We start from the raw sequence: 21,696 nt of genomic DNA, 5'->3' as shown, positions 1-21,696 counted from the left end.
TCCGGAGCTGGACGGGCAATCCGTGCTCCATCGTTGACCTGTCGGAGGCGGAGTTTGCTCGGTTGGATGCGAACGGCGAACGGTTGGTTGACGAGGTACGCCGAGACGGTATCCATTTGATCGGGGAGTGCGACCTTGGCGTTCCTCGGCACCAGCCCACGCATGAGCCCGCTCGCTGAGGCCCGCGCACACTTGGCCAAAGCAGAGGAGTTTCTGCAGGTGGCCGAGTTAAGCGTTGGTCTTGGCCACTTCAGCGCAGCTGCAGGTGCGAAGAAGTCCTGGCACCGAAGTAGTGCTGCCGGTGCCACGCAGGCAGAAGTTCTGTAGCGGAGATAGTCCCGATTCGCTACTCACTCTGCCCAGGCCCTGGCCATCTCGGAGAGATTCCGTTCACTGGCGTCGATTCGTTCCTCGACCTTGGCGAAGCGTTGGCTCCTCACTCAGTCGGCGTCGGCCATCTCCGAGCGGATGACGGGCTCCATGATCTTGCCGGAAGGGTTGCGGGGGATCGGACGGACGATCAGGTCGTGGGGCACCTTGTAGTGCGAGAGGCGTTCCCGTCAGAACTCCTGAACCTGGGGGAGGGTGATCGTTGTACCCTCGACCGGGGTGACGATTGCGACGATGCTCTCGCCGTAGGTGGGGTGCGGCCTCGCCACGATGGCGCAGTCGGTCGCGGCGGGGTGCGCTGCCAGGGCGTTCTCCACTTCGATCGAGTACACGTTGTGCCCACCGGCGATGATCATGTCCTTGATGCGGTCGGTGAGGGTCATGTAGCCGTCGGCGTCGGGTCGGGCCTCCGCCTGGGCGGCCGTGCTGTAGATGCCGCCAGAGCCGGAAGCGGTTCCGGTCGCTCAGCCGATGAGATGGTGAGGAGGGGTCGTCTTGGAAGTACTGGCGAGCACGTACGTGCCGTTATCAGGAAGGAAGGTGGCCGCCCTCTCGAACGGTCGGCTCAGTCAAAAGGGAACCAGCCTCGCCCTGCGGCATTTAGCGGAGCATGGCATCGTCCTCGTCGAGGATCACCCTCCGTCGAAGCTCTACACCCTCAACGAGCAACACCTTGCGACCAGCGGCATCCGGGCGCTGGCCGGTATGCGGAGTCAACTGATTGCGCAATTGAAGGATCGTCTCTGTCGGTGGGAGTACCCGCCGAGTGGGGCATGGCTCTTCGGCTCGGTTGCGCGGGGAGACGGAGGGGTCGCCAGCGATATTGATCTTTTCGTGATCCGGCCGGATACCGCAGATGGGGGAGATCAATGGGATGCCCAGGTGGATGAACTGACGGAGGCCGTCCGGAGCTGGACGGGCAATCCGTGCTCCATCGTTGACCTGTCGGAGGCGGAGTTCAGAGCTGCTTTTGGCCACTTCAACGCAGCTGCAGGTGCGAAAGAAGTCCTGGCACCGAAGTAGTGCTGCTGCGACGCAGAAAGAAGTTCTGCAACGGAGATAGTCCCGATTCGCTGCTCACTCGGCCCCCGTGCTGTAGATGCCGCCACGGCCGGCTTCGGTCTCGCGAGATGGGGATAGCGCTCGTTCTGCTGGATCTCGCCGAAGAAGTCGTAGCCTGGACACGCCGGAACTGTAGCGTAGAACCCACCGAAACTGTAGCGTAGGACGCGCCGAAACTGTAGCGTAGGTGCTGTGAGTTCGCACTCCCTCGCTGCTGAGCACTACCTGCCCCGGACCGTCGACGGTGAGCTGGACGAGCTGTTCACAGGAGCGGCCGCCATCTCCCTTGAGGGTGCCAAGGGCGTGGGCAAGAGCGCCACGGCAGCGCAGCGTGCCACGAGGACCTTTCTTATGGAGGATCCTGCAGTTCGTGAAGCGGTGGCCGCCGCGCCGGAACTTCTGCGGGGCACCGGGCCGGCGCTGATCGACGAGTGGCAACACCTGCCGATGACCTGGGATGTGGTCCGGCGGGCGGTGGACGCCGGTGCGGCTCCGGGCCAGTTTCTGCTCACCGGCTCGGCTTCGTCGTTCAGCCCGGGTAGTCATAGCGGCGCCGGAAGGATCTTGAAGGTGCGCATGCGCCCACTCAGCCTCGCCGAACGTGGCCTGAGTTCTCCGACGGTCTCCCTCGCCGCCATCCTGACCGGCACCCAACCCGATGTGTCCGGCGAGACATCGGTTGGGCTGCCGGAGTACGTCGAGGAGATCTGCGGTTCGGGCTTTCCCGGCATTCGGGGACTGCCACATCGGGTGCGGCGCGCGCAGTTGCGCGGTTACGTGGATCGCGTGGTGGATCGCGACATGGTGGAGGCGGGACTCAGGGTCCGAAAGGAGGCGGCGCTGCGGCGTTGGATGGCTGCGTACGCCGCTGCGACCTCAAGCGTTGCCTCCTACGAGAAGATCAGGGATGCGGCTACGCCGGGGGAGGGCAACAAGCCCGCCCGCAGCACCACCGAACCGTACAGAAACGTGCTGGAACGGCTGTTCATCCTCGATCCGCTCCCGGCTTGGCAACCCATCCAGAGCCACCTGCGTCAGCTCGCAGCCGCTCCCAAGCACCACCTGACCGATCCGGCGCTGGCCACAACCCTGCTCGGTCTCGGACCTGCATCGCTGCTGCACGGCGACCAGGGGCCGGTGCCTCGACCACAGGACGGATCGTTGCTGGGGGCGTTGTTCGAGTCGCTGGTCACCCTGGGGGTCCGCACGTACGCGCAGCGCGCGGAAGCGTCGGTTGGACATCTCCGAACCCACCGCGGCGACCATGAGGTGGACCTGATCGTAAAACGCGATGATGGACGCGTTGTGGCGATCGAGACCAAGCTGGCGACCACCGTGAGCCAGGACGACACCGTGCACCTCCGCTGGCTTCGTGACCGGTTGGGCGACGACCTGCTCGACGCCGTGGTGGTGACGTCGGGGCGCTATGCGTACCGCCGCCCCGAAGACGGCGTGGCGGTGGTGCCTGCGGCTCTGCTGGGCCCGTGAGCACTGGTCCCGACAGCTGATTGGCGCTCAACCTGCCCGAGAGCGGCAGTGGCGATCTCCCCATCGACCCGCCAGCTACGAAGGAGACCCCCGACTCGCTGGGGGTTATCGGCCAACGGTCCCGTGATGAATGCGATCGCCGCAGCCGCGACCGCCTCGGGGGGCCGCTCCCGCAGTGCCCGTGTCGCGGGAGCGCCTCCTCCATCGAGTCCAGGTCTTCGCGGCTGATCAGCACAGCCGCCGGAGCGCCGTCTTGGTGATGACCATCCGTTCGTGCTGCTGCTGCACTCGGCCAATGATGTCGGAGATGTTGTTGCGGAAGGTTCGCACGGACTCGGTGGACGTGACGCAATGGTGTCACACGACACCCCGGCTCAGATGCTTGCTGGCCGGTTGCCGCCGAAGGTATTGCGAGAGGTTCAAGATTTGCTCTCGTCGCATCGTTCGCTGGCGACCATGGCATTCCATGCAACCCTTGACCACGCCTTCCCAGGTACGCTGGAGGAAATGGTGGATCGAGGCGACGGCCGAGGAGAAGGGGATGGGATGATGGGCACTGACGAGTACGTGCTGGTCGACGTGACCGATGTGCGGGTGCTGTCTCGTTACGTGACCGAGCTGACGTTTGATGATGGATCGGTGAAGGTCATCGACCTGGAGGATTGGCTGACCGGACCTGACTTCGGCTGGTTGCTGGAGGACTACCCGGCGTTCTGCGAAGTGACGGTCGATTCCGAGTCCGGCACGATTCGATTCTCGAATGGCGCGGAGTTTTCTCCGGCTGGTCTGTACCTGGCCGCCAAGGCGGCCGTCCTGGCCTAGATAGTGGCGCCGGGAGGATCTTGAAGGTGCGTTTGCGCCCGCTCAGCCTCGTCCTGCATCGCTGCTGCACGGCGACCAGGGGCCGATCCCTCGGCCATAGGACAGCTCGCACGGACTCGGTGGACATGACGCGGTTGTGTGACACGGTGTGAGGAGTCTCAACGAGTCGATGCCAAGCGAAGCAGCGCTACCAGGCTTCGACCCGGACCTCGCTCATGGGGAAGTCCTGCCCGTTTGCGGTGGCCAGGGAAGCAGAGATCCCAACTGCTGCCGCAGCGATGAGACAGTCGGCCTGGTGCAGTGTGGTTCCCGCTGCGGCAAAGTCGCGGCGCCAGGTTCCGGCGAGGCGGCCTTCGGGGACGCCGAGCGGAGCCAATCGAAGGCCGCGAAAAAGCCTCACCGCATGGGTTTCCTCGTCGGGGTGGAGCCCACGCCAGATCTCCTCGACCGAGATGGCGCACACCCACGGCTGAGTTCCCAGGCGTCGCAAGCCGGCGACCCGGTCGGCGGCCGGGCGCCCTCGAAGCGCGTCGATGAGCGGTCGAGTCGAGGAGTAGGCGGGCCACTATCCGGTCCGTCGGCTGTCGGCTTCACGTTGTGCGCGCACCCATGTGGCCGGGTCGTCGTCCCATGCGTGCCCCGAATCGGCGAGGGAGCCGAGGGCCGATTCCACATCGTCCCAACGTCGTTCGTCGTCGAGGGTTTGGCGCACCGCTGCTTCGATGTACGCGCTTCGTTGGCGAGTCCCGGCGCGACGGTCGAGCTCTTCGACAAGTTCGTCGTCCAATGTTATGTGTAGACGCATGTGCGGAGGTTAGCCCACAGGAATGGCATCCAGCCCCGGTGGAACTCCTGCGCTTCGATGCGGGTGGAGGGGCCAGGTGGAGGCGGTCGTTCCGCTGCAGTTCGTGAAGCGTCGGCGGTCATCTCCGAACACACTGTCAATGGCGACCATGAGATGGACCTGATCGTCGAGCGCGATGACGGGCGTGTTGTGGCGATCGAGACCAAGGTGGCCCCCACCGTGAGCCGCTGGCATCGCGTGTCGATGTGGCCCGCCGGTGGACTCGGTGATCAGGCTGGGCCCCACACCGACATGGCGGCCAGGAACGCTACGGCTACCGCGATGATGGGCACCAGGATTGTCAGAAGCTTGCTGATGATCCGGTCGGCTTGTGCGTCGATTCGTTTCTCGACCTTCTCAAAGCGGAAGTTTGTGCTTTCGGCGGCCTGGTTGAAGCGGAGGTTTGTGCTTTCGGCGGCCTGGTCGAAACATAGATTCGTGCTGTCGGCGGCCTGGTTGAAGCGGAGATTCGTGTTCTCGGTAGCCTGGTTGAAACGGAGACCTGTGATTTCGGAAATTTCGTCCAGCCGCGAGTCGACGTTGTCGAATCGGAGGTCCACGTTCTGAAAGCGCAGGTCCATGCGTTCTTCGAGTTGGTCGAGGTCGCGTTTGGTGGTGACGTCGGCCCATCCCACGGGTGGAAGCAGTTCCATCATGGTGTTGGCTCCTCGCTCGTCGAGTACTTCTTCGAGCTGCTGGTGAAGATGGTACCGTTCGTGCTCGGTCATCGTCATGGCATCTGCCTCCGAATCGCTGGGTGGGTTGATTCACCATACGAACGGGCAGTGACGGTCAAGCCAAGCTGAGCTGGGCTCTGGCGGTCGGACGTGTCAACCGCTGAGGAAAGCGCAGACCGGCTCGAGCACGCTGGTGAGGTCGACCGATCCCGACCGGGGGTACGCCACGACGGTCGTGCGACAAATGGAGGACTGCCTCCACTCGCATGCCGCAGGTGGCGATGACGTTGACGCCCACCCACATGATGCGGTGGTGGTCGAACAGGGCACCCTTCGGTTTGCCGGTCGCCCCCGTCGTGTAGAGGATCAACGCATCGTCGACATCAACGCCACCCGGTCGCCCTTGTTCAGGCCGAGGCCTGCCAGGGCACGGGCGGCGCGGTCGACGGCCTCATCGAGTTGGGCGTAGGTCAAGTCGATATCGCCGAACTTGAGCGCTTCGGCGTCGGGGATGCGCCGAACGGTGGAGCGCAGGGTGCTGTCGATCGTGGGCATGGTGTGGCTCCTTGTCAGCGGTCGGCGCGCTGGTAGGCGGTGACGACGGCGGCGCCGCCCAGGCCGATGTTGTGTTGCAGGGCGGCGGAAACGTCGTCGACCTGGCAGGCATCCGCGGTGCCGCGCAGCTGCCAAACCAGCTCGGAGCACTGTGCCAGGCCCGTGGCGCCCAGCGGGTGGCCTTTGGAGATCAGCCCGCCGGAGGGGTTGACCACCCAGCGGCCGCCATAGGTGGTGTCGTTGGTGTCGATCAGCTTGTGGCCTTCGCCCCCAGCGGCCAGGCCGAACGCCTCGTAGGTGAGCAGTTCGTTGGTCGAGAAACAGTCGTGCAGCTCGATCACCTGAAAGTCGTCGATGCCCAGGCGGCCTGCTCGAACACCTGACGGCCGGCCTCCTTGGTCATGTCGTAGCCGACGAGGGCGGCGGCGGTGCCGGAGGTGAACGTGCTGGCCAGGTCGGTGACGATGGTCTGCCCGACGATCTCGACCGCCTGGCTGGCCAGGCCGTTTGCCTCGACAAACTCCTCGCTGGCCAGCACCGCTGCGCCGGAGCCGTCGGAGGTGGGGGAGCACTGCAGCCGGGTGAGCGGCGGGTACACCATCTTGGCGTCGAGGATCTCCTGGAGCGTGTAGACGTCCTGGAACTGGGCGTACGGGTTGTTGGCCGAATGCCGGTGGTTCTTCTCGCCGATCTTGGCGAAGTGCTCCGGTGTCGAGCCGTACTTCTCCATGTGTTCCCGGCCCGCGGCGCCGAACATGTAGGGCGCGGGCGGCATAGCGAACTCGTACAGTTCGCCCAGCGCCATCATGTGCTTCATCAGCGGCTGCTCGCGGTCCTCCGCGCCGATCTTCAACGAGCCTTTCTCCATCTTCTCGAAGCCCACCGCCATCACGCAGTCGGCGGGCCGCCGCGGATCGCCTCGGCGCTCAGGTAGAGGGCGGTCGACCCGGTGGAGCAGTTGTTGTTGACGTTGGTGATCGGGATGCCGGTCATGCCCAGCTCGTAGACCGCCCGCTCACCGCAGGTGGAGTCGCCGTACACGTAGCCGGCATGGACCTGCTCGATCCGGTCGTAGCCGATGCCGGCGTCCTCGAGCGCTTTGGTGCCCGACTCCTTCACCATCTGCGGGTAGTCCCAGCCCTCGCGCGCTCCGGGCTTCTCGAACTTGGACATCCCGACGCCGATCACGAAGACCCGCTCGTTGTGTTTGCTCAGTGTTGTTCCCCCTGGCCCGACGTTAGCGACCGTGTCGCCCGCCATGTCGTCGATCACGTGCACACAACGCTCGTGTCGAGTCGGGTCGAAACCCCAACCCGTCCCCGGATCAGGAGCCTCCCCGTCGCCCGGCCCATCGTTGTTGCCCGGCGGGTCGGGAGACTCCGATCAGCCCCTACAACAAGTCGGACTCTCGCAGGGTGGACAGGCAGGCCAGCACCGTGTCCGGCGGTAGACCCGTCTTGCTGGAGATCTCGCCGGGGGTCAGTCCCAGCCGACCCAACTGCCAGACGTCGAATGCTTGGTCGTTGAGCTCGACCAGAACGTGTTCGGGAGGGTCTGGCCGACAGACGAGTCCCGCATCGCCCACTCGCAGCCCAACCAGCGATCCGCCAACCGCACCGACCGAGCCATCTCCAACCAACACGATCGGTTCAGGTGGTACGGGACTCGTTCGGGCGGAGGTGGACGGTGGGGCAGACCGTCTGCTCCCGGGCTTGGACCGCCTGTGTCCCACGAGACCAGCCAGCATGGGTGCCGACCTTTGAGAGTCGCAGTAGCTCAACTCCCAACACTGAGTGCTCGCCGCCAATCTGGCGAGGTTGAGCAACGATCGCCCGACACCAAACCGGGAGAAGTCGAACGCGTTCTCGGCCATGCGGCGGGTCATGGTCACCGCTGGTACCCGTTGAAGCTCTGGGCATGGCTCTGGGCAGCCCGGCCCGGCATCGTGGCGGCTCAGCACGACGATGTCGCTGAGGTGCGTACTGCCCTCGTCGAGCCACAGCTCGGCATTCGGTGCGATTGGAACATCTCCCGCAACCCCTCTCAGGAGGGGATCCACCAGAGTCTCGAGGTAGGGGTAGTGCGCCTTTGCCCCTTGGCGCAGCTTTAGGGGCTTGCGAACCGCCTCGACGCTGCAATCCGCATCCACCGCCAACATCTCATCGGTGGCGTACCCAATCCCGAGGTGCACCAGCTGAGCCGCCATCGTGGACTTTCCGGCTCCGCTGGCACCAAGCATGAGCACACGGCGGCGCCGCTCGTCTACGTCTCCGATCAGGGCCCCGTGCAGGTGTAGCCGGTGAGGATCATCTTCCAGCGCCAGCCGAATCTGACGTTGCACAATCAGCACGAAGGCCTCGTGTAGTTCAGTCGGCTGTTGACCGAACTTCCCGACGCCCCAATCGACCAACTGGGATCCAACGCTGCTGTTGAGTGCTTCGTTGCTGTCCCGACCGTCCGACCAATCCAGCTTGATCGGTTCGCCGATCCAGTCGGACTGCTCAAAGAGCTGCGACAGCAAGCCGTTGAGCCTCAGATCCGGTGAATGGGCTCCGACGGGTGCCACCGCGTCACCCATTCCCGATGAGCCATGCCGTCAGCGATGCGCCGGACCGATGCCGCCATCCACCGTCGACGTTCTTCAGCGCTGCATGGATCGAGTCCAGAACGGCCTGGGAGTGCTTCGTGGGGTCCGCCTCGGCCGGCCACAGACGAACGGCGGCGCGCCACGCCATCTGTGCCAACTTCCAGGCCACCTCCGCCTCGCTCAGCGGCGCTGGATCGACCGTGCTGTCCCCGACAGTTTCAGAGTCTGGTTCAATAACGTGCACATAGCGTTTGCGAGCCGGAGTTTCGATAAACGTTTGGAGGTCCGTAAACATCGCTTCATCGAATTCGAGGGATCCCCGCCGAATTGTTCGCATCAATTCGGCGGGGGATGCGAGCACGTGGGCGTCGACGATGTGGGTGATGTCGCGGCTGGTCACGGTGATGGCATCGAGCCAGGGCTGGACCGGGGACGTGTCAGCCGTTTCGAGTGTTGCAAGACACTGTTCCAGGCGTGAGGTGATCACCTGGGCATCGGTCGAGCGGGCCACAGTTCGGCCATGGACCGTGTACAGGTGCCAAAAGCCGCGCGAGGTGCTGCCAGGAGCCTCAACCGGGCTGACCGCCATCAGCTCAAGCGGTGCGTCGTCGAGCGAACCGGTGAAGTGCGTCAGCCGGTCTCCCAACCGCTGTCTCATCGAGTCAGCCAGCGCAGTGTCGGTGATCGACATGGAACGCAGCCGATCACCCGACCTGAAGGTCAGAATTTCCGCCTCGACCAGGCGGAGCCGTTCCGCAGCTCAAGGGTTGGGGTCATGGCCAAGCAGCGAGAGCGGACGGGTTTCGAGCCGCCCACCGTCGAGGAGCAGGCCGTGACGGCCAAACGACTGCGCTGTTGCGATCAGGTCGGTGAGGACGAGCTCCCTGTCCGCATCAAATGCAACCGAGAACTCGTCGGCCAACCAGGCTAGCGTCACCTCGCCATCCAGCAGGCCAAGGACCATGTTGGAGCGCTCGTCCAGCTGTACCGGCGCCGACCATGGCGTCCAGGCCACGGCCTGGCCTGAAGCCAGCCGCAGCAATGCCGCAGCCGGATGCATTTCTGGGGAGGACCGTCGATCGAGAGCTTCGGCCGTCATAAGGTCAGTTCTGCAGCCGGATTATACCGGATCGCACTGAATGACGACGCACACTTTGTTCTGACCGTCCGGGAAATCAGCAGTTCCGATGAACACGAAGCCGCCGGTGTCGGCGATGCCGTTGATCGGATTACTCACATAACCCGTATCATAAATCTGGTCGCCACTGTTACCATTATGCAAGATCATCTTGCACTTGTAGCCGGGCGGTGGCTCATAAGCATTCGCTAAGTTCGGACCCAGGATGCCCGCTAGGGCAACCGATTCGGTGCTAAGCGCGCTGCATCCTTGGAAGAAAAAGTTCCAGACGCCTCCACTCCCAAAGGTGGCCTGAAACTGGTCATTTCCACCTGCACCCGAATAGCAGCCAGAGGTCTTTTCTGCGCACAAACCAGATGTAGGGCCGCCTTCGATGATGGGGGGCAGGGTTGTTTGAGCGCCTGCCACCGCCGGTACAACCGAGGTGCCGTTGATCGCCGGCGCTGCCCAAACGGCACCGGCCACCCCGGCACCCAGCGCAAGCTTCTTGACGGCGGCCCGCCGGCCCGAAAGTCCATGGCTCTCAGCCGGAGCAGCCTCGCTCCTAGTACCGTCCATGTCAGTCATCTCGATCCCCATCCTTCCGAGGTCTATGTGGGATTCATGGTAGTCGGACGTGACCGGGGTGTCAACGGACATGAGATGCTCCCCGTAGGTGGCCGGTAGGGGTTCCCCGGGTGCGGTCATGGTTTGTCCCCATGTGTGGCCACGGGTTTGGCCCGTGGGTGGCCGGTATCCGTTTGTTGGTGTTCCTCCTGGGCTTGGATCGATGGCGCTGACCTATCGATGCCGAGCACCAGGAGGAACACGCTCATGTTGTCAAAGGAGAAGATCATGGAGGTCCTTGAGGCCTATGACTTGACCGGTTCATACCGGTCAGCAGCGCAGTTGTGTGGTGTGGATCACCACACGGTGCGTCGTTATGTGAAAGCGAGAGAAGCCGGTTTGGACGTGACGGTTCGGGCCGCCCCGGCCCGGGAAACGGTGGTCGATCCGTTCATCGATCATGTTGAGGGGTGGGTGGACCGGTCGAAGGGGACGATCCGCGGCAATGTCGTCCACGAGAAATTGGAGGCGTTGGGCTACGACGGTTCGGAACGGACAACCCGTCGGGTTGTGAAGCGTGTGAAAGCGGTGTGGCGGCACAAGAATCATCGGTCGTATCGGCCGTGGATTCCCGAGCCGGGGTTGTGGTTCCTATGTGGAGTTCCACATAGGAACCAATATGTGGCCCCCGCGGTTATGTGGAGCGGGCCGTCTGGGTTGCTGGCGGGTGGCGGTGAACGGCTTGAGGGAGTCCACATAGTCGCGGTCTGACTGCGGTGGCTCGGCGGGTCGGGGGAGTCTTTCTCGGTTGGTTCCCGAGAGGAGACGAAGATGGCCAAGAGACGATCGATTCCGGTGAGCGGTCCGCTTGCCGAACACGAGAACGGATATCGGGCCTGGCTGGTTGAGCTGGGCTACAAGCCAAAGTCGATGGGGGTGCTGGTTGGGTTGGTGGGGCGACTCAGCATCTGGATGGACCACCGCGGTCTTGATGTCGGGGATCTGTGCGGGGCGGTCGTCGAGGAGTTCCTCACCGATCTCAGGGCCGGTGGCGGTTGGTTCCAGCCGACGGTGGCGACCCTTGGGTCGTTCCTCGACTATTTGCGGGACGCCGGTGCTGTCGGGTTCGAGGTGCCACCGGTTCCGGTGACGGCGTCCGAGGAGACCATCAAGGCGTTCGGCCACTTCCTGGAGTTCGAACGCGGTCTGACCCCGGGCGCGATCCGCACCTACGTGTGGGTGTCGACCGCGTTCTTGTCTTGGCTCCAGGACCGGGGTCGCTGTGAGCTGGCCGGGTTGACCGCCGGCGATGTTGTCGCGTTTGCCACGGAGGTGTGTCCGACCTACAGCGTTGGGCGGGCGAAGTTGACCATGACCGGTCTGCGGTCGTTCTTGGGGTTCGCTCACGTCGCGGGTTTGGTGCCGGTGGGTTTGGCCGGTGCGGTGCCGTCTGCGGCGGGATTGACCGGCACCGCGCTGCCCAAGGGCCTGTCACCGGAGGAGGTGCAACGTTTGTTGGGCAGTTGCGATCGCCGTCGAAGCAGGGGACGACGGGACCACGCGATTTTGGTGTTGTTGGTCCGGCTCGGTCTGCGAGCCGGAGAGGTCGCCGCTTTGACCCTTGATGATCTTGGGTGGCGGGCCGGTGAGATCCTCATCGGGGGCAAGGGCGGCCATGTGGAACGTCTGCCGTTACCCTCCGATGTCGGCGACGCGGTGGCCGGCTACCTGAAGCGGGGTCGCCCACAGAGCGCCCAGCGGGCTGTGTTTCTGAGGGCACACGCTCCCATCCGCGGGCTCCAACCGAGCGGGGTCGCCCAGGTGGTCCGTGACGCGTGCATCCGCGCCGGTATCGAACCGGTCGGTCCGCACCGGCTCCGCCACACCGCAGCAACCGAGTTGCTGCGGGCCGGTGCGAGCTTGCCCGAGGTTGCCCAGGTTCTGCGCCACCACAGCATTTCGACCACTGCGATCTACGCCAAGGTCGACCATTTGGCTCTGCGGGAACTGGCCCTGCCCTGGCCCTCGAAGGTGGTGGCGTGATGGCCGACTTCGCCGCCATGGCCGACGACTACCTGCGAACCCGCCGGGCACTGGGCTACAAGCTCGTTGAGCAGGGCCGACTGCTCGGACAGTTCGTCGAGTTCCTCGCTGTCGAACAAGCCGAGCGGGTGACCATCGACCTCGCGGTGAGATGGGCACGCCTGCCCGTGGATACCAACCCGGTCTGGTGGAACGAACGGCTCTGCATCGTCCGGGGTTTCACCCGCTACCTGAGCGCCTTTGACCCCGCCACCGAGGTGCCCCCAACCGGACTCATGCCGCCTGGCCGACGTCGGATCACCCCGTATCTGTTCACCGAAGCGGACCTCGACGCCCTCCTCGAAGCGGCCGGGCAGCTCACCGCCGGTCTGCGGGCGGACACTTACCAGACCCTCATCGGCCTGTTATCGGTCTCCGGGATGCGCGTCGGGGAGACCGCCGGGCTGGACCGGGCTGACATCGACTGGGACCACGCTCTGCTCACCATTCGTAACACCAAGTTCGGCAAGTCCCGCCAGATCCCTCTGCACCCAACCACCATGACCGCACTCGAGGGCTACGCCCGACGACGAGATGTTCTGCTGGCCGCGAGGGCGAAGCCAACAGGGCCGAGCTTCTTCGTGTCCAGCACCGGCACCCGTCTGATCCCGGGCCGGGTCGGCGCCAACATCGGGTCCCTCATCCGTGAGGTCGGTCTGTGGAATACGGGCACCAGCCGGCCTCCGAGGGCACACGATCTCCGCCACAGCTTCGCTGTGCGGACCCTGCTCGGCTGGTATCGCGCCGGGCTCGATGTGAACCGCCGGTTGCCGCTGCTGTCCACCTACCTCGGTCACGTCGAGCCCGCCAACACCTACTGGTATCTCCATGCCGCCCCCGAACTGATGGCCCTCGCAGCCCAACGGCGCGACCAAAACCAGGAGACCCGGCCATGACCCGGCTCGCCCCGCTGCTGGAGGAGTTCTTCACCGACCGCCTCATCAACCAACGACATGTGAGCCCGAACACGATCGCCGCCTACCGCGACACGTTCCGGATGCTGGTGGTCTTCACCCACGACACGCTCGGCACCCAACCCTGCGATCTGGACCTCGCCGACCTCGACGCCACCGTCATCGGCGGGTTCCTCACCCACCTCGAGACCGAACGCGGAGTGGGCATCCGGACCCGCAACGCCCGGCTGACCGCCATCCGGTCGCTGTTCCAGTTCGCCTCATACCGCCACCCCGAACACGGGGCGACCATCAGCCGTGTGCTGTCCATCCCACCCAAACGGACCGAGCGGGCCATCGTCACGTTCCTCACCAAAGACGAGATCCAGGCCCTCCTCGACGCCCCCGACCCCAGCACCCGGCTCGGCCGACGCGACCGCGCCGTCCTCGCCCTGGACATCCAAACAGGGCTACGTGTCTCCGAACTCGTCGGACTCACCCGCGGTGACATCGAACTCGGCACCGGAGCCCACGTTCGCTGCCACGGCAAAGGACGCAAAGACCGCATCACCCCGCTCAACGAACCCACCCGACAACTCATCGGGCACTGGCTCGACGAACACCCCGGCACACCGTCGGACCCACTCTTCACCGGCCCGGCCGGCAAAGCGCTCACCCGTGACGCCATCCGTCGGGTCCTTGACCGTCACATCACCACCGCCACCACCAACTGCCCGTCGCTGGCAGCCAAGAACATCACCCCACACACGCTTCGTCACACCTGCGCCATGGGACTCCTCCAAGCCGGCGTCGACCTTGCCGTCATCGCCCTCTGGCTCGGCCACGAAGACATACGCACCACCCAGATCTACCTCCACGCCGACCTCCGCCTGAAAGAACAAGCTCTCGACCGCACCACCCCACCGAACACACCCGACGGCCGCTACCAGCCCCCGGACCCGCTCCTCGCGTTCCTCGAATCCCTGTGACTATGTGGACTCCCTCAAGCCGTTCACCGCCACCCGCCAGCAACCCAGACGGCCCGCTCCACATAACCGCGGGGGCCACATATTGGTTCCAGTGGGATTACGGTGACGGGCCGCTGGTGTGCGGTGAGAAGTCCGTCCTGTTTTGTGGCTGGTTGGCGTGGTGCCGGTTCCGGCTGGTGTTCCCGCTGCGTGACAAGCGTTTGGGCACGGTGATCGCGGCGTTGGACCGGTCGTTCCGACGGCTCGGTGGTGCTCCGACCTATGCGTTGACCGACAACGAAAAGACAGTGACGGAACGTCATATCGCGGCGTTGCCCGTCCGGAACCCGAAGATCGTCTCAGCGGCTGTGTATTACGGGGTCACGATCGCGACATGTGTCCCCTTCGATCCCGAATCGAAGGGCGGTTCGGAAGCGACCGTCAAGATCGCGAAGGCCGATCTGGTTCCCTCTGATGCGAACCTCCGCGACGAATACGACTCGTGGGAGGCCTTGGAGGCGGCGTGTGAGGCGTTCATGGACAAGGTCAACAATCGTGCCCACTCGGTGACCCGCCGCCGTCCGGTCGACATGTTGGCCGAGGAACAGGCCCGGTTGCATCGGATCCCCGATGAGCCCTACACGGTCGCGTTTGGTGAATCGAGGAGCGTGTCGTGGTCCTCGACGATCCAGTTCCGTGGGGCCCGCTATTCGGTCCCCCACTCCCTCTGCGACAGCCGGGTGTGGGTGCGCCTGTCTGGCGATGAGCTCGTGATCGTCCACGTTGGCGACGACGGGCCAACCGAGGTCGCACGACACCTGGTCGTTCACGCCGGGCAGGCGTCGATCGTTGATGCTCACTATCCGGAACGCAAAGACCCGACCGACCGGCAACCGAAGGCGAGGAACCGGCACGAGGAAGCGTTCCTCGCCATCGGCGAGGGCGCCAAAACATGGCTGGTTGAGGCCGCCACTGTCGGGGCACGCCAGATCGAACCGACGATGGCCCAAGCAGTCGAGTTGTGCGCAGCAACGGACCGCACACGCGTTGACGAGGCCCTCGGTCTCGCCGGCACAGCAGGCCGGTTCGGGATCGACGACCTCAACTCGATCCTGACCACCACCAGAGCAGAACCCCGGCGGGCCAACCCCGCCCACTCGCTACAGAACGGCACCAGAGCCTGGTCACAACTCGGTCAACCCCAAAGCGACCACCGCCCCAACAACCCCAACCCCAACCCCAACGGCAACGGGAACGGGAACGGGGGCCAGCCATGAGGGGACCATCATCGACATCGTCCACACCCGACGGAGATCAGATTGTTCTCGAGGCGGCCGATGCCGCCGAGCTCGGCGGGCTCCTCGCCGGCATCGCCGGCTGGATCGCCGACGGACACGCGGGCTTCCAGAACATGGGCCTCCACGTCGGCATGACCCTCAACCTGGGCGGACCCGACGGGCTCGGCGACCTCGACGCTGTCTTCAGAGTCCTCGACAACTGGGTCGAGCGGCTGAACCCGCCGGCCGTGACGGTCAGAACAACACACAGGAGATGGTCATGAACGGCCCAATCCCACAAGCGGTCACCGACGAGATCACCGCCCTGTGCCGCCGTCTCCGGCTGCGTTACATCCGAGAACAATCCCCCGACGTGCTCCTCACCGCGAAAGCCCAACGCTGGGACCCAGCCGAAACACTCCGGGTCCTCCTCCAAGCAGAAGCCGAAGGACGGAACCGGTCCACCATCGAAGCGCACCGCAAAACCGCCCGGTTCCCAGCCGGGAAAACATTCGACGCCTGGCAGGCCGAACGGTCCTCGGTTCCGGTCCCAACCCAGAACGCCCTCCAAAGCCTCGAATGGGTTGACCGGCACGAGAACCTCGTGATCTGCGGGCCGTCAGGCACCGGCAAATCCCACCTCTGCGAAGCACTCGGACAATCTGCTGTCGACCACGGCCGCAACGTCCGCTGGTTCAACATCGAAGACCTCGGCGCGCTCGTCCGCTCACACCGCATCGATGACACCATCACCAAAGCAATCAAACCGGTCCTGAAAGCCGACCTGATCGTCGTTGATGACATCGGGCTACTTCCCGTTTCCGTCGACGCAGCAGAAGGCCTCTACCGGCTGATCGACGCCGCATACGAGAACACCAGTGTCGCTGTCAGCTCAAACCTTCACCCCTCAGGCTTTGACCAGCTCATGGACGAAACCCTCGCCAGCCCCCTCGTTGACCGGCTACTCCACCACGCCCACGTCATCGTCACCCAAGGCGAATCGATCCGACTCGAAGACGCACTCAACGGAAAGGGGGTGGAGCCCCTGACCAAATAACCCGGGGAAACACCCGGCCGTCCCTGGGGAATCCCCATGGCCGCCCACGGGGACCTCACCCGACCGCCCACAGGGAAACCACCTGGCCACCAACAGGGAAATCCTCATGGCCATTGACAGTTTGTCCTCGACGCGGGCTATGACCCCATCGCGCTCACCCACCACCTCGCCGACACCAACGCACACATCGTTGTCCGGATCCGATCAGACCGCGTGTTCTACAACAACCCACCCGCCCCCGAACCCCACACCAAAGGCCGGCCCCGCCGCCACGGCACCCGCCACGAATGCGCCAACCCCGACACCTGGCCCGAGCCCGACCGCACCCACACCACCCACGACAACCGCTACGGCACCATCACCATCAACGCCTGGGACGGCCTCCACCCCAAACTTGGCCGAAAGAAGGGATCCCGCTGGGCCGACTTCGACCAGCCACCCATCATCGCCGGGACCGTCATCAGCGTCTCAGTCGACCACCTCCCCAAAAACGTTGCCAGCAACAACAAAACCTTGTGGCTCTGGGCAACAAGCCCCCACCAGGTCGACATCGACCTCGCAGCCCGCGCCTACCTCCGCCGCTTCGACATCGAACACACCTTCCGGTTCATCAAGAACACCCTCGGATGGACCACACCCTCGGTCTGCACACGCGAACAAGCCGACCGGTGGACCCAAATGATCGCCGCCGACTACACCCAACTCCGGCTCGCCAAACCCCTCGCCGAGGACCACCGGCTCCCCTGGGAGAAACCCCAACCACCCAACAAACTCACCCCAGCCAGAACCAGACGCGACTTTCGGCGTCTCCGCCCCGCACTCATCAACCCAGCCAGACCACCAAAAAGCCAAACACCAGGACCCGGACGCCCCAAAGGCACCCGAACCGGCCCCCGACCCCGACACCCACCCATCAAACGAGCAGCCTGAACCCAATATCAAGGTTTAAACGCAAGCTTAGCGTGAGATCTTGGACCGGTGCCGTTCAAGTCCTGCACGACGGCGCTGAACGCCGGCCCACTCATTCAGGCCCGATAGCCTGCGTCAGCCCCTGGGACGCATCGACCCCCCAGCAGTTGCCGTGCGGCGTTGAGGGTGCAACAATCCATGCGTGCTCGACGTCAACGATATCTTCCCAGAGTTCCGGCTTATTGGTCATCACGGGAAGGAGGTTACCTCCGACTACAAGCACGGTAGCTGGTACCTCATTTATTGGTATCCGAAGGCTGATACGCCGGGATGCACGGCCCAAGCGCAGGGTCTTAGAGACCAGATCGAAGCGTTTGAGGAATTGGATTGTGTCGTGCTGGGTGTTTCCTTCGATCTACCAGAAGATAACGCGGCATTTGCTTCCAAGTATAAGTTGCCATTTACCCTGTTGTCTGACCCGAAAGGCGTCCTCGCTCATCGTGTCGGCGCATTCGACGCTGAACTCGGAGCTCCGTCGAGGATCGCCCACCTGGTCGATAGCTCGGGACGAGTGCGCCGTGCCTATGTGGTCGAAGCCCCGGGGTACTTCGCCGAAATGGTTTTAGACGATCTTGAGGCGATGGGGGACTGTGATCCGAATGAGTGACGTCCCTGCTGGGTGCTCGTCAGAGGAAGGTGCTCGCCGGTGCAGATCCAGCAGATAGAGGAGCTCTTGGGCGAACTGCGGACCTATGGCTACGTCGTCTTGGAGAACGTCTTCGGCCCGGTTCTTCGAGATCGGTTGGTTGCAGTGACTAACCATCTGCTCGATCGGGAGCGGCCGCTGCCGGGAAATCACTTCGAAGGATACGACAACCGCAAGGTTCTGAACCTCCTCGCCAAGAACCGGATCTTCGAAGACCTGCCCGTCAACCCAGAAGTCTTGGGGTTGGTCGAGCGTTTCCTAGGGCGAGGCCTACTTCTCTCATCAATCTCATCGCTCTATGTCGCACCAGGCGAAGATGCCCAACCCCTTCATTCGGACGACCAAGCCATACGTGTAGCAAGGCATCCCGATTTCCCTACCGTCTGCACCACAGTCTGGGCGCTTGATGATATGACCGAGCTGAACGGAACGACCACAATCGTCCCAAGAAGTCACCTTCTGCCGGAGCGGCTGCGATGGACGGACTCCGCTGGGCGGGCCGGCAGCCGACCTATCCAAGTCCCGCAGGGCTCAGTACTCGTGTTTGATGGGGCATGCCACCACGGAGCTGGCGCCAATCGCAGCGCTGCTGTTCGAAAGGCGCTTACGGTGTCGTATTGCGCCGGATTCATTCGGCCGGTGGAGAACCTCCACTTAGGTGTGCCGCTCACAGTCACTGCGAGTTTCTCTCCCCGGTTGCTGGACCTCTGTGGCTTCGTCCCGTACGAAGGCATCCATGGTCATGTAGACCGGTGTGCGCCGCTCGACGCCCTTGCGCTGGAGACGAGCCGGGACCAGGGTTCCTAGGATTTGCGCTGATGCGGAACAGTGCAGGCTCCCTTGTGTGGAAGCTCTTCCAACGCGGCTGCTGGTGGACCCCAAGGAGTCAGCCGAATGCCAGACTTCGGCGGAGCACGAAACGGATGAGGGTCGGTCAAGTAATGCTCGTCAAGTTTGTACGCCTGCAGCAAAGTAGTCGACTGAGCCCAGTGAAGCCTGAGCTCAGCGTCCGGATCAGTGAACGTGGCTGCTAGAGCCGGACGGTGCAGAGATGACTTGTTGGCCCACGAACCATGAAAGAGTGCGTTATCCCAAATCAATAGATCGCCTGCCCGGAGTTCTGGGGTAGTGGCTCGGGCTTCGATTTCAGCCATGATCCCGCTCGCTTGTTGGGCCGCCCCAGGACCTGCGGGACGGATACCTGTCGTCCAACAGTGAGAGCCGTCCACGACTCGGATCGCGCCGTTCGACGGTTCAGGGTCAACCAAAGGAATCCAGCAAGTGTAGGAACGTGAAATCGGTTCGTTGGTGTAAGTCAGGTCTTGGTGTAATGTCAGCGTTCCAGTTCCGGGACTCTTATTGAGGATCGCGGCCAGGAATATCTGGACTGAACCGAGCGATGCGCTGAGAACCGGGCGAACGAGTTCACGCACGACTCTGGACACCCGATTTCGCTCCTCTGCCGGACCATCACGCGCAGTTGAGACGAACCCAACTGGCCAGGGCCCGCTAACCAATTCGGAAAAGAAGGAGCGGCCCTTCGCAAGCTGTTGAGCATCGAGCTGCGGCCCGACAGCGTAGCCATTCTCAGCCAGCTCACTCCTGATCACGTTCGGGGCTCAGAACTCACGCAGAATCACCACCGAAAGCGGGCGAGTAGCTCATCAAGCTCTTCGGGGTCGCCTTCCCAGGATGTGGAGGGATCGACATAGGGGACGACGCCTGATCGGGGCTGACCTCCGGCGTTGGAATCACCTTGGACCCATGCGGCGGTAAAGCCGAGAAACATGAGCGTACGTTGCTTAGCATGCTCGCTGGATGCATCGGTACGGTGCCAGGTGTTGCCGTGCATGAACACGCAGTCGCCGCGACGTGGCAGTATTGAGACGGCGCTCCCCTCATCGATTTCTTCAGGCCGTAGAAACGGCTTGGTGTATGAGCAGGGGATAACCCGTAAAGCCCCCTCATCTGGACCGACATCGTCAAGGTAAATGAGGCAATGTAAGCTGTGTGGCGGGCTAAACCACGGCGGACTCGGTTCTGAAACCCCGGGGAAATGGATGTGCCACGGCACGCCAGCGCCGCCAATACCCGCGAATGCAATTCGTGAATCCACTCGCATTGAAACTCTTGGGCCAAGTAGCATGCGCGCGATCCCAATCGCTTTGGACCTCAGCAGCGGATGAAACACGCGATCCTTCTCAATCAAGTTTCGTACGTAATACCCGTTCCCGCTCACAGGTCGAGCGCCGCCCTTACCGAGTTCCAGTTCGGCCAGCCGTTCGATCGCCAATGCGAACTGCTCGGCGATCTCGCCGGAAATGAACCCGTCGACCACCAGTATGCCATCGTCTCGAATCCGTTCGAACTGCGACGCCTTCATGTCCGCTTGGGCCGTGCGCCGTGGGTAACCTTTAAACGAGTCCCACATCCGATATTCTGCCTGGACCAAAATCCCTCCCCTGTCGCAAGACGTATCATAACCCATCAAGAATGGCTGACTGAGCTTCCCCCTGTGGATCGGTCTGAAGGTTCCCCCGTCCATGGTCCGGGAGCGCACGCACCCGTTTCTCCCGCCGGCCGAACCCTTCGATCGCCTCATCCACAAGATGTCGGGTGAACACCCGCTCCAGCATTCCCACCCGACACCGAATCCGCCGACCGCCCGCGAGCGATGCGCCTCACGCGTTCATTTTGCCGTATACGGTGACCCCTGGGGTTGCTGGCACGGTGAACGGTGCTGATGGGGTTGCGGCTCTGACTGCTGCGGCAATCGCCAACCTCGTGGTGTTCTTGGTTGCGTTCCGGTCGTTCGTGCGGTTCGTGATCGACAACCCGCTCGCCCGTTCTGGGCACCTTTTTTGCACTTCCTGCGTGGGGTGTTTCCCCGCGACGCTATTCGGGATTTGGACTGCGGAGCCGTTTTCGCGGGAGAGTAAACGGGAAAGACAATGTGATGCCTGTACTCTTTCTTCAAAGACGCAAAGAACGACTTGGTCATAGCATTGTCATAAGGTTATCCGGCCAATCGAAGGTTGGAGGCCCTGGCGGGTCGGATAATGCCTGTTGAATTGGCCAATCGAGGTGCTGCGGCCTGTGGATAGGGTACCTCGCCATTGGCCGGTTAACGGACACGTCCCCACCCGGCCCATCGATGGCCGCATTCTCGCTTCCTACAACCTGGATCCACCGGTGTTTAATGACAGTCTGGGCTTGTGACGTTTGATTGTTGGCCGTTCATCTTTGGGGCGGTTCCGAGCCTGTCAATAGTTGATTGCCGGTTTTCTTGGTTGTCGGTTGGGTGGTTCAGCGGGTGTGTAGTTCGGTTGGGTTGATCCACACCCGTTCGGGCTGGTGGGGCGGGTGTGGCCGCCCGTTGGGGAACCGCTCCGGGTGCGCCTGGAAGGCGGCATCAAGGACGGCCTGACGGGCGATGTCGATCCGTTGACCGTGCCCGCTGTGACGATCAGCAGGGGTAAGCATCCGCGAGCGTCTCAAACGTTGTGGGCCAGTCCGGCCGGTACTTCAACGTTTTGAACGCAGCCTCCGCGTGGGGGTTGTCGTTGGACACCCGCGGTCGTGACAACGACCGGCGCACACCGAGAGTGTCGTACAGCTCGGCGAGCGTCCCCGAGGTCATCTGGGCGCCCCGATCCGAATGGACCTCCAACTGGTGACGTTCGATCCCTTCCCGG

Annotated in this window: 23 protein-coding genes and 3 pseudogenes; 13 read left to right on the top strand and 13 right to left on the bottom strand. The window is 63.4% G+C overall.

Going from position 1 to position 21,696, the window contains the following annotated elements; genetic code table 11:
• Window positions 1-560: 560 nt before the first annotated feature.
• Window positions 561-773, bottom strand: coding sequence for an AMP-binding enzyme (locus PKD89_RS18060; protein WP_287393847.1), 213 nt, complete (start codon window positions 771-773; stop codon window positions 561-563).
• 112 nt (window positions 774-885) lie between these two features.
• On the opposite strand from PKD89_RS18060, the gene PKD89_RS18055 reads away from it, so the two are divergent.
• The 3 genes from PKD89_RS18055 (at window position 886) to PKD89_RS18045 (ending at window position 3,762) form a co-directional block, all read left to right on the top strand.
• On the top strand, window positions 886-1,413 hold the full coding sequence (locus tag PKD89_RS18055; RefSeq protein ID WP_287374512.1) for a nucleotidyltransferase domain-containing protein: 528 nt from the start codon (window positions 886-888) through the stop codon (window positions 1,411-1,413).
• Window positions 1,414-1,644: 231 nt separating this feature from the next.
• A complete protein-coding gene (locus tag PKD89_RS18050; protein WP_289010440.1) occupies window positions 1,645-2,940 on the top strand; it encodes an ATP-binding protein in 1,296 nt (431 codons plus the stop codon).
• Between the two features lie 273 nt (window positions 2,941-3,213).
• Window positions 3,214-3,762, top strand: a complete 549-nt coding sequence (locus tag PKD89_RS18045; protein WP_289010439.1) for a DUF2442 domain-containing protein — start codon at window positions 3,214-3,216, stop codon at window positions 3,760-3,762.
• 187 nt (window positions 3,763-3,949) lie between these two features.
• Here the strand turns inward: PKD89_RS18045 and PKD89_RS18040 are convergent, their stop codons facing one another.
• The 9 genes and pseudogenes from PKD89_RS18040 to PKD89_RS17990 all read right to left on the bottom strand — a co-directional run bounded on the left by PKD89_RS18040 (window position 3,950) and on the right by PKD89_RS17990 (window position 10,202).
• A complete protein-coding gene (locus tag PKD89_RS18040; RefSeq protein ID WP_289010445.1) occupies window positions 3,950-4,297 on the bottom strand; it encodes a PIN domain-containing protein in 348 nt (115 codons plus the stop codon).
• A gap of 30 nt (window positions 4,298-4,327) precedes the next feature.
• Window positions 4,328-4,567: a ribbon-helix-helix protein, CopG family gene (locus PKD89_RS18035; RefSeq protein ID WP_012229152.1), complete on the bottom strand. Its 240-nt coding sequence runs from the start codon at window positions 4,565-4,567 to the stop codon at window positions 4,328-4,330.
• A 269-nt stretch (window positions 4,568-4,836) separates the two neighbouring features.
• On the bottom strand, window positions 4,837-5,340 hold the full coding sequence (locus tag PKD89_RS18030; RefSeq protein ID WP_289010438.1) for a hypothetical protein: 504 nt from the start codon (window positions 5,338-5,340) through the stop codon (window positions 4,837-4,839).
• A 309-nt stretch (window positions 5,341-5,649) separates the two neighbouring features.
• Window positions 5,650-5,838, bottom strand: coding sequence for an AMP-binding protein (locus PKD89_RS18025; RefSeq protein ID WP_012229155.1), 189 nt, complete (start codon window positions 5,836-5,838; stop codon window positions 5,650-5,652).
• A 14-nt stretch (window positions 5,839-5,852) separates the two neighbouring features.
• Window positions 5,853-7,011, bottom strand: a pseudogene (locus PKD89_RS19865) (lipid-transfer protein).
• 217 nt (window positions 7,012-7,228) lie between these two features.
• Window positions 7,229-8,404, bottom strand: coding sequence for a hypothetical protein (locus tag PKD89_RS18005; protein WP_289010435.1), 1,176 nt, complete (start codon window positions 8,402-8,404; stop codon window positions 7,229-7,231).
• Window positions 8,405-8,408: 4 nt separating this feature from the next.
• The gene (locus PKD89_RS18000) at window positions 8,409-9,116 is read right to left on the bottom strand and encodes a hypothetical protein (RefSeq protein ID WP_289010434.1); all 708 of its coding nucleotides are present in this window, start codon (window positions 9,114-9,116) and stop codon (window positions 8,409-8,411) included.
• A 69-nt stretch (window positions 9,117-9,185) separates the two neighbouring features.
• Window positions 9,186-9,524 (bottom strand): hypothetical protein, encoded by a 339-nt coding sequence (locus PKD89_RS17995; RefSeq protein ID WP_289010433.1) that lies wholly within the window; start codon window positions 9,522-9,524, stop codon window positions 9,186-9,188.
• Window positions 9,525-9,545: 21 nt separating this feature from the next.
• Window positions 9,546-10,202, bottom strand: a complete 657-nt coding sequence (locus PKD89_RS17990; RefSeq protein WP_289010432.1) for a hypothetical protein — start codon at window positions 10,200-10,202, stop codon at window positions 9,546-9,548.
• Window positions 10,203-10,397: 195 nt separating this feature from the next.
• On the opposite strand from PKD89_RS17990, the gene PKD89_RS17985 reads away from it, so the two are divergent.
• The 10 genes and pseudogenes from PKD89_RS17985 to PKD89_RS17940 all read left to right on the top strand — a co-directional run bounded on the left by PKD89_RS17985 (window position 10,398) and on the right by PKD89_RS17940 (window position 18,808).
• Window positions 10,398-10,880: a hypothetical protein gene (locus tag PKD89_RS17985; RefSeq protein ID WP_287374496.1), complete on the top strand. Its 483-nt coding sequence runs from the start codon at window positions 10,398-10,400 to the stop codon at window positions 10,878-10,880.
• Between the two features lie 84 nt (window positions 10,881-10,964).
• Window positions 10,965-12,152 carry a tyrosine-type recombinase/integrase gene (locus tag PKD89_RS17980; protein ID WP_020378014.1) on the top strand — a complete coding sequence of 396 codons (1,188 nt, stop codon included), beginning with the start codon at window positions 10,965-10,967 and terminating at the stop codon, window positions 12,150-12,152.
• Window positions 12,152-13,087, top strand: coding sequence for a tyrosine-type recombinase/integrase (locus PKD89_RS17975; RefSeq protein WP_287374494.1), 936 nt, complete (start codon window positions 12,152-12,154; stop codon window positions 13,085-13,087). Before PKD89_RS17980 ends, PKD89_RS17975 begins: the two co-directional genes overlap by 1 nt.
• Window positions 13,084-14,073 carry a tyrosine-type recombinase/integrase gene (locus PKD89_RS17970; protein WP_289010431.1) on the top strand — a complete coding sequence of 330 codons (990 nt, stop codon included), beginning with the start codon at window positions 13,084-13,086 and terminating at the stop codon, window positions 14,071-14,073. Before PKD89_RS17975 ends, PKD89_RS17970 begins: the two co-directional genes overlap by 4 nt.
• 116 nt (window positions 14,074-14,189) lie before the next feature.
• Window positions 14,190-15,329, top strand: coding sequence for an IS21 family transposase (locus PKD89_RS17965; RefSeq protein ID WP_012229190.1), 1,140 nt, complete (start codon window positions 14,190-14,192; stop codon window positions 15,327-15,329).
• A complete protein-coding gene (locus PKD89_RS17960) occupies window positions 15,326-15,613 on the top strand; it encodes a hypothetical protein (RefSeq protein ID WP_012229189.1) in 288 nt (95 codons plus the stop codon). Before PKD89_RS17965 ends, PKD89_RS17960 begins: the two co-directional genes overlap by 4 nt.
• Window positions 15,604-16,386, top strand: coding sequence for an IS21-like element helper ATPase IstB (gene istB / locus PKD89_RS17955; RefSeq protein ID WP_324332711.1), 783 nt, complete (start codon window positions 15,604-15,606; stop codon window positions 16,384-16,386). The genes PKD89_RS17960 and istB overlap by 10 nt, the downstream gene beginning before the upstream one ends.
• Before the next feature lie 132 nt (window positions 16,387-16,518).
• Window positions 16,519-17,316: pseudogene (locus PKD89_RS17950) on the top strand (transposase); the annotation flags it as partial.
• A 181-nt stretch (window positions 17,317-17,497) separates the two neighbouring features.
• Window positions 17,498-17,962, top strand: a complete 465-nt coding sequence (locus tag PKD89_RS17945) for a peroxiredoxin (protein WP_012229186.1) — start codon at window positions 17,498-17,500, stop codon at window positions 17,960-17,962.
• A gap of 39 nt (window positions 17,963-18,001) precedes the next feature.
• On the top strand, window positions 18,002-18,808 hold the full coding sequence (locus tag PKD89_RS17940; RefSeq protein WP_012229185.1) for a phytanoyl-CoA dioxygenase family protein: 807 nt from the start codon (window positions 18,002-18,004) through the stop codon (window positions 18,806-18,808).
• Here the strand turns inward: PKD89_RS17940 and PKD89_RS20005 are convergent.
• The 3 genes and pseudogenes from PKD89_RS20005 to PKD89_RS17930 all read right to left on the bottom strand — a co-directional run.
• The gene (locus tag PKD89_RS20005) at window positions 18,805-19,446 is read right to left on the bottom strand and encodes a phytanoyl-CoA dioxygenase family protein (RefSeq protein WP_162143666.1); all 642 of its coding nucleotides are present in this window, start codon (window positions 19,444-19,446) and stop codon (window positions 18,805-18,807) included. The genes PKD89_RS17940 and PKD89_RS20005 overlap by 4 nt on opposite strands.
• 191 nt (window positions 19,447-19,637) lie before the next feature.
• On the bottom strand, window positions 19,638-20,432 hold the full coding sequence (locus PKD89_RS17935; protein WP_289010429.1) for a phytanoyl-CoA dioxygenase family protein: 795 nt from the start codon (window positions 20,430-20,432) through the stop codon (window positions 19,638-19,640).
• A 1,035-nt stretch (window positions 20,433-21,467) separates the two neighbouring features.
• A pseudogene (locus tag PKD89_RS17930) lies at window positions 21,468-21,696 on the bottom strand (IS3 family transposase); the annotation flags it as partial.

The organism is Candidatus Neomicrothrix sp., assembly GCF_035329545.1.
Lineage (GTDB): Bacteria > Actinomycetota > Acidimicrobiia > Acidimicrobiales > Microtrichaceae > Microthrix > Microthrix subdominans.
The sequence above is the reverse complement of the archived record's forward strand: the minus strand, read 5'-3'. Positions and strand labels throughout refer to the sequence as shown.

What these genes read in the sequence shown, in the direction of transcription:
- PKD89_RS18035 (WP_012229152.1), bottom strand. Translation starts at nt 4,567, where the DNA reads ATGCGTCTACACATAACATTGGACGACGAACTTGTCGAAGAGCTCGAC.
- PKD89_RS17975 (WP_287374494.1), top strand. Translation starts at nt 12,152, where the DNA reads ATGGCCGACTTCGCCGCCATGGCCGACGACTACCTGCGAACCCGCCGG.
- PKD89_RS17995 (WP_289010433.1), bottom strand. Translation starts at nt 9,524, where the DNA reads ATGACGGCCGAAGCTCTCGATCGACGGTCCTCCCCAGAAATGCATCCG.
- PKD89_RS18030 (WP_289010438.1), bottom strand. Translation starts at nt 5,340, where the DNA reads ATGACGATGACCGAGCACGAACGGTACCATCTTCACCAGCAGCTCGAA.
- PKD89_RS17960 (WP_012229189.1), top strand. Translation starts at nt 15,326, where the DNA reads ATGAGGGGACCATCATCGACATCGTCCACACCCGACGGAGATCAGATT.
- PKD89_RS18000 (WP_289010434.1), bottom strand. Translation starts at nt 9,116, where the DNA reads ATGTCGATCACCGACACTGCGCTGGCTGACTCGATGAGACAGCGGTTG.
- PKD89_RS18025 (WP_012229155.1), bottom strand. Translation starts at nt 5,838, where the DNA reads ATGCCCACGATCGACAGCACCCTGCGCTCCACCGTTCGGCGCATCCCC.
- PKD89_RS17935 (WP_289010429.1), bottom strand. Translation starts at nt 20,432, where the DNA reads ATGTGGGACTCGTTTAAAGGTTACCCACGGCGCACGGCCCAAGCGGAC.
- istB (WP_324332711.1), top strand. Translation starts at nt 15,604, where the DNA reads ATGGTCATGAACGGCCCAATCCCACAAGCGGTCACCGACGAGATCACC.
- PKD89_RS17985 (WP_287374496.1), top strand. Translation starts at nt 10,398, where the DNA reads ATGGAGGTCCTTGAGGCCTATGACTTGACCGGTTCATACCGGTCAGCA.
- PKD89_RS17970 (WP_289010431.1), top strand. Translation starts at nt 13,084, where the DNA reads ATGACCCGGCTCGCCCCGCTGCTGGAGGAGTTCTTCACCGACCGCCTC.
- PKD89_RS18060 (WP_287393847.1), bottom strand. Translation starts at nt 773, where the DNA reads ATGACCCTCACCGACCGCATCAAGGACATGATCATCGCCGGTGGGCAC.
- PKD89_RS17990 (WP_289010432.1), bottom strand. Translation starts at nt 10,202, where the DNA reads ATGTCCGTTGACACCCCGGTCACGTCCGACTACCATGAATCCCACATA.